Origin of the sequence: Streptococcus agalactiae ATCC 13813 (assembly GCF_000186445.1) — a bacterium.
Lineage (GTDB): Bacteria > Bacillota > Bacilli > Lactobacillales > Streptococcaceae > Streptococcus > Streptococcus agalactiae.
Genome location: NZ_GL636070.1, coordinates 817,963 through 831,307 on the forward strand (window position 1 = coordinate 817,963; position 13,345 = coordinate 831,307).

The 13,345-nt window shown below is 34.4% G+C and carries 15 protein-coding genes and 1 riboswitch; of the genes, 12 read left to right on the forward strand and 3 right to left on the reverse strand.

Features of this window, described 5'->3' with window-relative positions; all coding sequences use genetic code 11:
• The 12 genes from HMPREF9171_RS109195 to HMPREF9171_RS109140 all read left to right on the forward strand — a co-directional run.
• On the forward strand, positions 1–860 hold an 860-nt coding region (locus HMPREF9171_RS109195; protein ID WP_079255211.1), incomplete at its 5' end, for a SpaH/EbpB family LPXTG-anchored major pilin.
• Between the two features lie 37 nt (positions 861–897).
• Positions 898–1,773, forward strand: coding sequence for a class C sortase (locus tag HMPREF9171_RS109190; protein WP_001872162.1), 876 nt, complete (start codon positions 898–900; stop codon positions 1,771–1,773).
• Complete coding sequence (locus tag HMPREF9171_RS109185; RefSeq protein ID WP_000639481.1) at positions 1,763–2,434, forward strand: isopeptide-forming domain-containing protein; 672 nt, start codon at positions 1,763–1,765, stop codon at positions 2,432–2,434. The genes HMPREF9171_RS109190 and HMPREF9171_RS109185 overlap by 11 nt, the downstream gene beginning before the upstream one ends.
• Positions 2,427–3,026, forward strand: coding sequence for a sortase (locus HMPREF9171_RS109180; RefSeq protein WP_000621251.1), 600 nt, complete (start codon positions 2,427–2,429; stop codon positions 3,024–3,026). Before HMPREF9171_RS109185 ends, HMPREF9171_RS109180 begins: the two co-directional genes overlap by 8 nt.
• Positions 3,027–3,094: 68 nt before the next feature.
• A riboswitch (FMN riboswitch) is annotated at positions 3,095–3,240 on the forward strand.
• A gap of 68 nt (positions 3,241–3,308) precedes the next feature.
• On the forward strand, positions 3,309–3,893 hold the full coding sequence (locus HMPREF9171_RS109175) for an ECF transporter S component (RefSeq protein WP_000185809.1): 585 nt from the start codon (positions 3,309–3,311) through the stop codon (positions 3,891–3,893).
• On the forward strand, positions 3,874–4,515 hold the full coding sequence (locus HMPREF9171_RS109170) for a phosphatase PAP2 family protein (protein ID WP_000952713.1): 642 nt from the start codon (positions 3,874–3,876) through the stop codon (positions 4,513–4,515). Before HMPREF9171_RS109175 ends, HMPREF9171_RS109170 begins: the two co-directional genes overlap by 20 nt.
• A 92-nt stretch (positions 4,516–4,607) precedes the next feature.
• Positions 4,608–5,543, forward strand: coding sequence for a tRNA modification radical SAM protein MnmL/YtqA (gene mnmL, locus HMPREF9171_RS109165; protein ID WP_000747789.1), 936 nt, complete (start codon positions 4,608–4,610; stop codon positions 5,541–5,543).
• Positions 5,536–6,102, forward strand: coding sequence for a tRNA 5-(aminomethyl)-2-thiouridylate-methyltransferase MnmM (gene mnmM / locus HMPREF9171_RS109160; RefSeq protein ID WP_000596036.1), 567 nt, complete (start codon positions 5,536–5,538; stop codon positions 6,100–6,102). The genes mnmL and mnmM overlap by 8 nt, the downstream gene beginning before the upstream one ends.
• Positions 6,103–6,281: 179 nt before the next feature.
• The gene (locus tag HMPREF9171_RS109155) at positions 6,282–7,616 is read left to right on the forward strand and encodes a hemolysin family protein (RefSeq protein ID WP_000389983.1); all 1,335 of its coding nucleotides are present in this window, start codon (positions 6,282–6,284) and stop codon (positions 7,614–7,616) included.
• A 67-nt stretch (positions 7,617–7,683) separates the two neighbouring features.
• On the forward strand, positions 7,684–8,472 hold the full coding sequence (pflA, locus tag HMPREF9171_RS109150) for a pyruvate formate-lyase-activating protein (RefSeq protein ID WP_000807697.1): 789 nt from the start codon (positions 7,684–7,686) through the stop codon (positions 8,470–8,472).
• Positions 8,473–8,588: 116 nt separating this feature from the next.
• Positions 8,589–9,524: a manganese-dependent inorganic pyrophosphatase gene (locus HMPREF9171_RS109145; RefSeq protein WP_000036018.1), complete on the forward strand. Its 936-nt coding sequence runs from the start codon at positions 8,589–8,591 to the stop codon at positions 9,522–9,524.
• A 59-nt stretch (positions 9,525–9,583) separates the two neighbouring features.
• Entirely contained in the window at positions 9,584–10,237 is a 654-nt protein-coding gene (locus tag HMPREF9171_RS109140) for a DUF1803 domain-containing protein (protein ID WP_000604058.1), read from the forward strand.
• Between the two features lie 29 nt (positions 10,238–10,266).
• On the opposite strand, the gene HMPREF9171_RS109135 is transcribed toward HMPREF9171_RS109140, so the two are convergent.
• From HMPREF9171_RS109135 to HMPREF9171_RS109125, 3 genes are read right to left on the reverse strand one after another with little or no spacing between them, the layout of a single operon-like run.
• Positions 10,267–11,268, reverse strand: a complete 1,002-nt coding sequence (locus HMPREF9171_RS109135) for a FecCD family ABC transporter permease (RefSeq protein ID WP_000615145.1) — start codon at positions 11,266–11,268, stop codon at positions 10,267–10,269.
• Positions 11,265–12,290 carry a FecCD family ABC transporter permease gene (locus HMPREF9171_RS109130; protein WP_000471518.1) on the reverse strand — a complete coding sequence of 342 codons (1,026 nt, stop codon included), beginning with the start codon at positions 12,288–12,290 and terminating at the stop codon, positions 11,265–11,267. The genes HMPREF9171_RS109135 and HMPREF9171_RS109130 overlap by 4 nt, the downstream gene beginning before the upstream one ends.
• Before the next feature lie 15 nt (positions 12,291–12,305).
• On the reverse strand, positions 12,306–13,238 hold the full coding sequence (locus HMPREF9171_RS109125) for an ABC transporter substrate-binding protein (RefSeq protein ID WP_000724897.1): 933 nt from the start codon (positions 13,236–13,238) through the stop codon (positions 12,306–12,308).
• Positions 13,239–13,345 lie beyond the last annotated feature (107 nt).

Here is a 13,345-nt window from a genome sequence, read left to right on the forward strand (position 1 = left end):
AAGTGTATCAATATGTTATAAAGGATACTATGCCATCTGCTTCTGTAGTTGATTTGAACGAAGGATCTTATGAAGTAACTATTACTGATGGATCAGGAAATATTACAACTCTAACTCAAGGTTCGGAAAAAGCAACTGGGAAGTATAACCTGTTAGAGGAAAATAATAATTTCACGATTACTATTCCGTGGGCAGCTACCAATACTCCAACCGGAAATACTCAAAATGGAGCTAATGATGACTTTTTTTATAAGGGAATAAATACAATCACAGTCACTTATACAGGAGTATTAAAGAGTGGAGCTAAACCAGGTTCAGCTGATTTACCAGAAAATACAAACATTGCGACCATCAACCCCAATACTAGCAATGATGACCCAGGTCAAAAAGTAACAGTGAGGGATGGTCAAATTACTATAAAAAAAATTGATGGTTCCACAAAAGCTTCATTACAAGGTGCTATATTTGTTTTAAAGAATGCTACGGGTCAATTTCTAAACTTTAACGATACAAATAACGTTGAATGGGGCACAGAAGCTAATGCAACAGAATATACAACAGGAGCAGATGGTATAATTACCATTACAGGCTTGAAAGAAGGTACATACTATCTAGTTGAGAAAAAGGCTCCCTTAGGTTACAATTTGTTAGATAACTCTCAGAAGGTTATTTTAGGAGATGGAGCCACTGATACGACTAATTCAGATAACCTTTTAGTTAACCCAACTGTTGAAAATAACAAAGGTACTGAGTTGCCTTCAACAGGTGGTATTGGTACAACAATTTTCTACATTATAGGTGCAATTTTAGTAATAGGAGCAGGTATCGTGCTTGTTGCTCGTCGTCGTTTACGTTCTTAATAAGATGAGCTAGCAAAGTGGTACAGATTTAAAATATATGAAAAAAATAAGACAACATTTAGTATCCATTTTGCTTTTCACTATAATTGCAGTGGGGGTAGGCTTAATGGCTTATCCTTCACTTGCTAATTATTGGAATTCATTTCACCAATCTCGAGCGATTATGGATTACCAAGACCGCGTAACGCATATGGATGAAAACGATTATAAAAAAATTATTAACCGAGCCAAAGAATATAATAAGCAATTTAAAACTTCAGGAATGAAGTGGCACATGACTGACCAAGAGCGTTTGGATTATAATTCACAACTGGCTATAGATAAAACGGGTAATATGGGTTATATTTCAATTCCAAAGATAAACATAAAATTACCACTTTATCATGGTACAAGTGAAAAAGTGCTTCAAACTTCTATTGGTCATTTAGAAGGAAGTAGTCTTCCAATTGGAGGAGACTCAACTCATTCTATTTTATCAGGACATCGAGGTTTACCCTCTTCAAGGCTTTTTTCTGATTTGGATAAGTTAAAAGTTGGAGACCACTGGACAGTCAGTATCTTAAATGAAACATATACTTATCAAGTGGATCAAATCAGAACAGTTAAACCGGATGATTTGAGGGATTTACAAATTGTTAAAGGTAAAGACTACCAAACTTTGGTGACGTGTACACCATATGGCGTTAATACCCATCGGTTACTAGTGAGAGGACATCGTGTACCAAACGATAATGGTAACGCTTTGGTAGTAGCAGAGGCAATACAAATAGAGCCTATTTATATCGCACCATTTATCGCTATTTTCCTTACTTTGATTTTACTTTTAATCTTTTTAGAAGTAACTAGGAGAGCACGTCAACGTAAGAAAATTTTAAAACAAGCAATGAGAAAGGAAGAGAACAATGATTTATAAAAAGATCCTAAAGATAACTCTTCTCTTATTATTTAGTCTAAGTACTCAACTTGTGTCTGCTGATACCAATGATCAGATGAAAACGAGTTCTATTACTATACAAAATAAGTATAATAATCAAGGTATCGCTGGCGGTAATTTACTTGTTTACCAAGTAGCACAAGCTAAAGATGTTGATGGTAATCAAGTTTTTACTCTAACTACCCCATTTCAAGGTATTGGGATAAAAGACGATGATCTAACACAAGTAAACCTTGATAGTAACCAAGCCAAATATGTCAATCTACTAGCAAAAGCTGTTCATAAAACTCAACCTTTACAAACGTTTGATAATTTACCGGCTGAAGGTATTGTTGCGAACAATCTTCCTCAAGGGATTTATCTATTTATTCAGACTAAAACAGCTCAAGGTTATGAACTAATGTCTCCCTTTATACTATCAATACCTAAGGATGGGAAGTACGATATTACAGCATTTGAGAAAATGAGCCCTTTAAATGCTAAACCTAAAAAAGAAGAGACAATTACTCCTACAGTAGCACATCAGACAAAGGGAAAGCTTCCGTTTACTGGACAAGTATGGTGGCCAATACCTATACTAATTATGTCAGGACTTCTGTGTTTAATAATAGCCCTAAAATGGAGAAGAAGACGTGATTAGAAGATATTCAGCAAATTTTTTAGCGATACTTGGAATTATTATGGTAAGTTCTGGAATCTATTGGGGTTGGTATAATATTAATCAGGCGCATCAAGCTGATTTAACTTCTCAGTATATTGTCAAGGCGCTTGATAAATCTATTACGCATCAAGTAAAGGGTTCAGAAAATGGAGAATTACCTGTAAAAAAGTTGGATAAAACAGATTACTTGGGAACTCTGGATATTCCGAACTTAAAACTGCATTTACCGGTAGCTGCTAATTATAGTTTTGAACAACTGTCTAAAACGCCTACAAGGTATTATGGTTCTTATTTAACTAATAACATGGTGATTTGTGCGCATAATTTTCCTTATCATTTTGATGCTTTAAAAAATGTAGATATGGGAACGGATGTTTATTTTACAACTACAACAGGGCAAATCTATCACTACAAAATCAGTAATAGAGAAATTATTGAACCAACAGCGATTGAAAAAGTTTATAAAACTGCCACATCAGACAATGATTGGGACTTAAGCCTGTTTACTTGTACAAAGGCAGGAGTAGCTAGAGTATTAGTGCGCTGTCAATTAATTGATGTTAAAAATTAATATTATACAATCTACTACTAATTAGTGATTAAAAAACTTGCAATTGCAAGTTTTTTTTGTTATGCTATAGGTGTCTTCAGGGCAGGGTGTAATTCCCGACCGGCGGTAATCGCTTCCAACTTATTTGTCAGTTGTGAAGCATCAGTCCGCGAGCGAAAGCTGATGTGGTGAGATTCCACAACCGACAGTAAAGTCTGGATGGGAGAAGACAAAGGTTTTTTCGCGTACCTACGCTTACCTTTGGAGCTTCTTTCAATTTATTTAAATTGGAGGAATTTTTTTATGACAAATACACGTAAAATGGTGACAATCGCCATTCTTTCTGCCTTATCTTTTGTATTGATGATGGTTTCATTTCCATTAATACCAGGAGCAGAATTTTTAAAGGTTGATTTTTCAATCCTTCCGATGTTAGTTGCTTTTATTTTATTTGATTTGAAATCAAGTTATGGTGTACTCTTATTAAGATCACTTTTAAAAGTTATACTTGCTAATCGTGGTCCAGAAACCTTTATCGGTTTACCGATGAATATGGTTGCTCTAGCTTTATTTTTAGCAAGTTTCGCTATTTTCTGGAAAAATAGAGAGAGTGCAAAAGATTTTATTAAAGCTAGTCTATTTGGTACAGTTAGCTTGACTGTATCTATGGTAGCTCTCAACTATGTCTTTGCGATTCCTTTGTATGCTATATTTGCTAACTTTGATATCAGAACATTTATTGGTGTAGGCAATTACCTTTTAACAATGGTTATTCCATTTAATATTGTTGAGGGAATTTTAATTTCGATTGTTTTCTATCTAACTTACGTGGCTTGTTTGCCAATATTAGAAAGATATAAAAAGACTAATGTTATCTCGTCAAAATAGTAAACTTATTCAAGCATTTATTGCTATTATCTTATTTTTCAGTTTAGGATTGGTCATCAAATATTGGCCCGACACTGTAATCGCATTTGACCAAACTATTCAAGAAAGTGTTAGAGGACAGTTGCCAAATCTTTCTACAAGATTTTTCAAGTTAATCACTGTGGTTGGTAATACTGTAAGCCAGATAGCTATTGCGATTATGAGCGTCACTTTCTGTTACCTTAAGAAGTGGTATCCTCAAGCTAGATTTATCGCAGTAAATGCTATTATCTCTGGTATATGTATACTTTCTTTAAAACTTATTTTTCAAAGAGTGAGACCAACTTTAACCCATTTAGTATTTGCAGGTGGCTATTCGTTTCCCAGTGGGCACTCGATGGGAACATTTATGATATTTGGGAGTATTATTATTTTATTGCAGTACTATATGCCTAAGAGTATATGGAAACTGTTGTGCCAAGGTACATTGGGTTTGCTCATTTTTTTAATTGGGTTATCTCGTATTTACCTAGGGGTTCATTTTCCGACAGATGTTTTAGCTGGTTTTATACTTGCTTATGGTATTTTGAATCTAACTGCGTATATCTTTTTATCCAAGGATTGGTTAAAGAAAGTGAAGTAAATAAAAGATTGGGACTAACTGACGTTCCAATCTTTTTTAGTTTTATTGTAGTAGTGAGGTTATTTTAGTTAAAATTGTGATACAATTATCCTATGAAAAAACGTTATCGTGCGATTAATGATTATTATCGAGAACTCTTTGGAGAAAAAATATTTAAATTACCTATAGATGCTGGTTTTGACTGTCCTAACAGAGATGGAACAGTTGCTAGAGGAGGGTGCACTTTTTGCACAGTTTCTGGTTCAGGGGATGCTATAGTTGCTCCAGAAGCTCCTATTCGTGAACAATTCTATAAAGAAATTGATTTCATGCATAGAAAGTGGCCTGAGGTTAATAAATACTTAGTCTATTTTCAAAATTTTACCAATACCCATGCTAAGTTAGAGATAATTAAAGAGCGTTACGAACAGGCTATTAATGAGCCAGGAGTTATCGGGATCAACATCGGAACAAGGCCGGATTGCTTACCTGATGAAACTATATACTATCTCGCTGAACTTTCTGAAAGAATGCATGTGACTTTAGAATTAGGCCTTCAGACAACTTATGAAGCAACTTCTGCATTAATAAATAGAGCACATTCATATGACCTTTACAAAAAAACTGTTAAGAGAGTACGAGAATTAGCTCCTAAAGTAGAAATCGTTTCTCACCTAATAAATGGTCTCCCAGGGGAGACACATGATATGATGGTGGAAAATGTTCGTCGATGTGTTACGGATAATGATATTCAGGGTATAAAATTACACCTTCTGCATCTTATGACTAATACAAGAATGCAGAGAGATTACCATGAAGGTCGTTTACGTTTGTTAAGTCAAGAAGACTATATTTCGATTATTTGTGACCAACTGGAGATTATTCCAAAACATATTGTTATTCACCGAATTACTGGTGATGCGCCACGTCATATGTTAATTGGACCGATGTGGAGCCTTAATAAATGGGAAGTGCTTAATGCCATTGACAAAGAAATGGAGAAAAGACAGTCATATCAAGGATGTAAAGTTGAGGTAAAACATGATTAAAAGACCAATTCATCTTTCTCATGATTTTTTAGCAGAAGTTATTGATAAAGAAGCAATAACGCTTGATGCAACTATGGGAAATGGGAATGATACTGTTTTTTTAGCGAAAAGTTCTAAAAAAGTTTATGCATTTGATATTCAAGAAGAAGCAATAGCAAAAACGAAAGCAAAGCTCACGGAGCAAGGGATTTCTAACGCTGAACTTATCTTGGATGGGCATGAAAATTTGGAACAGTATGTTCATACACCTTTAAGAGCGGCTATATTTAATCTGGGATACTTACCCTCAGCGGATAAAACAGTTATTACCAAACCACACACAACTATCAAGGCAATCAAAAACGTTTTAGACATTTTAGAAGTAGGTGGACGTCTATCACTTATGGTTTATTATGGTCATGATGGTGGAAAAAGTGAGAAAGATGCGGTGATAGCATTCGTGGAACAATTACCACAGAATAATTTCGCTACAATGCTTTATCAACCACTCAATCAAGTTAATACGCCCCCCTTTTTAATTATGGTAGAAAAGTTACAATCATATGAAAATGAGGTGTAACTATCTTTAGGCAATTAGCAAAAATGATAATTGCTATAAAATGCCATAAACAATATTATCGACTATGCGCTCAGTGCTATTATATGATATAATGATAACATTATCTAATAGAAGAACAGTTGGTAGAGTTAATCGCTATCAGCTAAATTCAAATAATTTTTATTTAGGAGTAATTTTCCATGGAAGACCCTGGCAGTCAGAGTTTGTTAATACAATTTGTTATTTTATTAATATTAACCCTATTTAACGCCTTCTTTTCAGCATCTGAAATGGCTTTAGTATCGCTAAACCGCTCTAAAGTAGAACAGAAAGCTGAAGAAGGGGACAAAAGGTATCGACGTCTTTTGGACGTTCTTGAAAATCCCAATAATTTTTTATCAACAATTCAAGTTGGTATTACTTTTATTAGCCTTTTGCAAGGGGCTAGTTTATCTGCCTCACTAGGACATGTGATTTCAGGGTGGCTAGGAAATTCAGCAACAGCCCGTACAGCAGGGAGTATTATTGCGCTAATCTTTTTAACATATGTCTCTATTGTTTTAGGAGAATTATATCCTAAGCGTATTGCTATGAATTTGAAAGATCGTCTAGCAATTGTTTCAGCTCCCATTATTATCTTTCTAGGGAAAATCGTAAGCCCCTTTGTATGGTTGCTCTCAGCTTCAACTAACTTATTGAGTAGAATCACTCCGATGACTTTTGATGATGCTGACGAGAAGATGACACGTGATGAAATTGAATATATGTTGACGAATAGTGAAGAAACTTTGGATGCTGAAGAAATTGAGATGCTGCAAGGTATTTTCTCGCTAGATGAAATGATGGCGCGTGAAGTTATGGTTCCGCGTACTGATGCTTTCATGATTGACATCAACAATGATGCACAATCAAATATTGAAGGAATTTTATCACAAAACTTTTCTCGTGTCCCTGTTTATGATGACGATAAAGATAGAGTTATTGGTGTTTTACATACCAAGCGCTTATTGGAAGCGGGCTTTAAAACTGGTTTTGATACTATCGACTTGCGAAAAATACTTCAGGAACCTCTTTTTGTTCCAGAAACGATTTTTGTAGATGACCTTTTAAAAGCATTACGCAACACTCAAAATCAAATGGCCATTTTACTAGATGAATATGGTGGCGTTGCTGGTTTAGTAACTTTAGAGGATTTATTGGAAGAAATTGTCGGCGAAATAGATGATGAAACAGATACAGCTGAACAATTTGTCAGGGAAATCGATGAGAATATCTATATTGTTTTAGGAACTATGACGCTTAATGAATTTAATGATTATTTTGAGACAGAGTTAGAAAGTGATGATGTTGATACAATTGCGGGTTATTATTTAACTGGTGTGGGTAGTATTCCAAACCAAGAGGAAAAAGTAGCTTACGAAGTAGACAGCAAAGATAAACACATCACTTTGATTAATGATAAAGTTAAAGATGGTCGTATAACAAAATTGAAAGTGCTACTGTCTGATATAGAACAGAATATTGAAAAAGACTAAGATTACTTAGTCTTTTTTTCATGAAAATGATATAATAAAGTCATAAAAACGGTTACAAGGTGATGAAATGGCAGAAATAGACTATAAAAAAGTAACAGGAATGATCCATTCTACAGAAAGTTTCGGCTCTGTGGATGGGCCAGGTATTCGTTTTATCATTTTTATGCAAGGATGTAAAATGCGTTGTCAATACTGTCATAATCCTGATACTTGGGAAATGGAAACTAACAATTCAAAGGAACGTACCGTTGAGGATGTTCTAAAAGAAGCTCTTCGTTATAAACATTTTTGGGGAAAAGATGGAGGTATCACAGTTTCAGGTGGTGAAGCAATGCTGCAAATTGACTTTATTACAGCCCTCTTTATTGAGGCTAAGAAACTAGGTATTCATACGACGCTAGATACTTGTGGTTTTGCTTATCGAGCAACACCAGAATACCATGCTATCCTTGAAAAATTGTTAGATGTTACTGATTTGGTACTCCTTGACTTAAAAGAAATTGATCCAGAACAACATAAAATTGTAACTCGTCAGTCTAACAAAAATATTTTACAGTTTGCTAGATATTTATCTGATAGAGGTACTCCGGTATGGATTCGTCATGTTTTAGTTCCTGGATTGACTGATATTGATGACCATTTAAAACGTTTGGGTGAATTTGTCCAAACACTTGATAATGTCGATAAATTTGAAGTATTGCCTTATCATACTATGGGAGAGTTCAAATGGCGTGAATTAGGAATTCCGTATCCATTAGCTGGTGTGAAACCACCAACTCCAGAACGTGTTAAAAACGCTAAAGATATCATGAAAACAGAATCCTATACAGAATATCTAAAAAGGATTCAAAATTAGTTTTAAGTTGAATTTTATTCAACTTTTTTAGTTGCAAAGGGCTTCCTAGTAAGATTTTTTGCTAAGTTATTCAATTTTTGCTACAATAAGGTGAATATAAAAGAAGAGGTAAAAACATGTCTAAAATTTTAGTCTTTGGTCACCAAAATCCAGATTCAGATGCTATTGGATCATCAGTTGCTTTTGCATATCTAGCTAAAGAAGCTTGGGGACTTGACACAGAGGCCGTTGCTTTAGGAACTCCAAATGAAGAAACAGCATATGTTTTAGATTATTTTGGTGTTCAAGCACCTCGAGTAGTAGAATCTGCAAAAGCAGAGGGTGTAGAGACAGTCATTTTAACTGACCATAACGAATTCCAACAATCTATTTCTGATATTAAAGATGTGACAGTTTATGGTGTTGTTGATCATCATCGTGTTGCTAACTTTGAGACTGCCAATCCGTTATATATGCGTTTGGAACCAGTTGGCTCAGCATCATCGATTGTTTACCGTATGTTTAAGGAAAATGGAGTATCAGTACCCAAAGAGTTGGCTGGTTTATTATTATCAGGTTTGATTTCAGATACTCTTCTTTTGAAATCACCAACAACTCATGCTTCAGATATTCCAGTTGCAAAAGAACTAGCAGAGCTTGCAGGTGTAAACTTAGAAGAATATGGTTTAGAAATGCTTAAAGCAGGTACTAACCTCTCAAGTAAGACTGCAGCGGAGTTGATTGATATTGATGCTAAAACATTTGAATTAAATGGAGAAGCTGTTCGTGTTGCACAAGTTAATACTGTGGACATTAACGATATTTTAGCACGTCAAGAAGAGATTGAAGTTGCTATTCAAGAAGCAATTGTCACAGAAGGTTATTCTGATTTTGTATTGATGATTACTGACATTGTTAATTCAAATTCAGAGATTTTAGCTCTCGGTTCAAATATGGCTAAAGTTGAAGCAGCTTTTGAATTTACACTTGAAAATAACCACGCTTTTCTTGCTGGGGCAGTATCACGCAAAAAACAAGTTGTTCCTCATTTGACAGAAAGCTACAATGCTTAATTAATCATGTAAAACGGGCTACGTCCCGTTTTTTTAGTCATACATTTAGGAGCGCTTTTATGATATTAACGTTTAATCCAGGAAAGTTAGAAAGACAAGAGTTTTTTAAGGAGCTTATTAACTATCTTTGGATACATGATGATGTAACACTAAGACAAATAAAGTCCCACTTTACAGACTATTCTAAAATTGACCGTTTGTTAGAAGAATATATTAATCATGGATATATCCTTCGCCAAAATAAACGCTACAGTCTTAATCTTCCTTTTCTGAGTTCGCTGGATGGATTAGCATTAGATGATTTTGTTTTCATAGATTCTGATAGTCAAATCTATCAGTTATTACAGAAGCGAAAATTTGTGACAAATTTAGATAACCAAACCAATCACTTGGTATTTGTAGAAGAGACAGATTTTGAAAGAAACACTTTGACTCTTTCTAATTATTTCTATAAACTAACTAACGGTTATCCACTTTCAAGAGAACAAAAAAAGCTTTATCAACTTTTAGGAGATGTTAATTCGGAATATGCTTTAAAATATATGTCAAGCTTTATATTGAAATTTCTTCGCAAGGATAGTGTTAAGCAAAAACGTACAGATATTTTTATCCAAGCTTTAGAATTACTTGGATATATTAGCTTAAACCAAGATACTACCTATCGTTTAAATGCTAAACTTGATGTTGAAGCTTTAAAGATTTACTTAACATAAAAAAAGACTGGAAGTTTGTCCAGTCTTTTTTAGTCAACTTTTGTCATCAACCAGAGAAAATAGGGGGCACCAATTATTGATACAACCAATCCAGTGGGTATACCTGTACCAACTAAGAGGAGACGACCTATAGTATCTGATACCAATAGGATAATAGCACCAATAAGAAGACAGCTAGGTAGTATAATTTTATGGTTATTTCCTAATAGTCGTCTACTTAAGTGCCCAGCGAGTAAGCCTATAAAAGTAATATTACCAATTAAGACGACGCTAATAGCAGCAAGGCTACTTGCCAGCATCAAAGTATATATTCTTTCCTTTTTTAAATGAAGCCCTAGAGCGAGAGCAGTCTGCTCGTTTAGGTTCATAATATTAAGGTGGCGACTGCGACTATATGCTAATCCCCATAACAAAATGAGAATCGGGATAAAAGTGATAATGGTAGTCCAGGAACTAATTGTAATTTTTCCACTAAGCCATTCAACGATCATATCCATTTTTTGATTATTAGACTGACTAATAATAGAAATCATAACGCCTGAAATCATTGTAGATATTCCGATACCAGTGACGATTAATCGTGTAGGGCTAATATTGTGATTTCTTCTGTATGACATAAGATAGACAAGAAAAATAGTTACCAACCCTCCAAACATAGCAAATAGGGGTAAAAAGTATAATATAGTTGGATTACTAACATTAAATGTTCCTATGGTTAGAGCGATTACTAATCCAGCTCCAGCATTGATACCAAGAATACCGGAATCAGCTAGTGGATTTTTGGTTAATGTCTGTAATAGCAACCCAGCAATTCCTAAAGAAGCTCCCCCAAAGATACAGACAATAATACGAGGTAAACGAATGTTAGTAATGATAAAAAGGAAGGCATCATCAGATTTTCCACTTATTAGTTTTAAAACGTCAATAACGGAAGTATTAGCATAGCCAAGTGAAATTGATACTAGTATTAATAATAGTAGGATAATGACAGATGATATTAAAACAAAAGGAGCTTTATTTTTTTGAATCATAGATTTTTCCCTTTTCTAATTAACCATAGGAAACATGGAAGCCCTACGATACTGATTATAGAACTAATTGGTGTCTCTGAAGGGGGATTTATAATACGAGATGATAAGTCTACCCAGATCATGAAAGTAGCCCCTGAAAATCCTATTAAAGGTAATAACAGACGATAATCTTTGGGAATAAAAAGCTTAATAAAATGTGGAATAATCAATCCAATGAAAGAAACGGTTCCTATCAACGCGACTGATGAAGCCGATAAAAACAAAACAATAAGTAATAGAAACGCAGTCATTAATTGAGTTTTTTGTCCCAATGCTTTGGCCACAGATTCATTAAGGCTCAAGATAGTTAATTGATGTGCTAGGAGTTGTGAAATAAGTAAACCTAAAATAATGATAGGTGCTATTATGATTAGCATTTTCCAGTTAATTTGGGATAAACCACCTGCTTGCCAACCGATAACAGTTCGATTGAGTTTAAAGTATAATGTAACCACTTGTCCAACAGACGTAAAAAGTGTGGAGATCATCGCTCCAGCTAAAATGAGTCGTAGTTGGTGGTAACCCTTTTGCTTTGTATAAGAGAGTGTGAAGACTAAAAGACAAGAAATGACAGACCCTAGTAAGCAGACAATGAGAATCGTACTATAGTGCATGCTCCCTAAAAAAGCATATGCAACAACAAGGGCTAACCCAGCTCCGGCGTTAATACCTAGTAGTCCAGGATCAGCAATGGCGTTTCGAGTGACTCCCTGCATAATAGCACCTGCTTGTGACATAGCTGCCCCTACTAAGATAGCTGCAATTATGCGTGGTAGTCTAATGTCAAAAATAACATCCTGAGCATTAGAGTTTTTTAAGGGATTTTTTAAAACAGTTATTAAATCACTAGTCTTGAAATTGATAGCACCAAATCGTAAGCTGGCGTAACAACCAATAAGAAATAGTATAAGTGTTATGAAAAAAACAAGCCAAAAATGATTTGACTTATTTTTTTGAACGAGTTTTTTTGAAGCTTTAAACATAAGAGGAGCTTTCTTTTAATTTGTATTTTCTTTGATAGCCTTTGTAAATGATTTTAATTGAGCTTCTAAAGATAGAGGGTCAGAGAAATAAAACACGTCGTAGTTACTTTCTATGATGTGCCCTTTTTTGACAGCTGGTAAATTCTTCCAGACATCACTTTCTTTAAGTGATGAAGCTGCTTTTTTAGTCGTTTTGTTTATATTAACAAGGGCATAATCTCCAACGTAATCACCGATTGCTTCTTGCGAAACGGTAAACCACCCTTTTTTAAAGACATCTTTTTTGACTTTTTCTGGGGCAGCATAACCTAGTGAATCATAGATTAGTTCTCCACCGCGTCCAAAATTATTACCATATAAATAGATATTTTTATCATAAAAATCCATAATGGTAAAAGTAGTGTTAGGCTTTAAGATATGGTGTAAATCTTTTTTGGCAGCGAGAGTTTTAGTTTTCCATTGGCTAACCCACTGATTAGCTTCTTTTTCTTTACCGAATACTTTCCCCAAGGCTGGCATCATATCTAAATAATTTTGTGCACCATATTTAATAACTAAAGTTGGTGCAATTTTTTTCAGAGTATTGATGTTTGGATCTTGATCGAAAACCATGATTAAATCAGGTTTTTGTGCGGCAATAGCTTCTGTATCATCAGCAGTTAATTTTTTAGCTCCTTTCAGTTGCTTACCAAAAACGGGGCTATCTTTTTCTAAGTCTAAACTGTAACTTGAAACATTAACACCTAGTTTTAATAAATACCCAGTGTAAGAATATGTAAAATTAATTACTTTTTTCGGATTTTCAGGAATTTTTCCATAATAGGTGAAGCCTTCAATTTTAGGCATTTTAGAAATAGTTGTTTTAGTGCTTTCTTGTTTAGTTTGTTGTCCGCAAGATACCAAAAAGAAGGTCAGTAGTGTGAGGACAATAATTACAATTTTTTTCATAAGATAACATCTCCTAAATAATATTAATTTTGATCAGTTGATAATTGATAAGATAACAAAACAGGTTGTTTACTAATAGGGTCCTGAATGATATGAGCATCAATCCC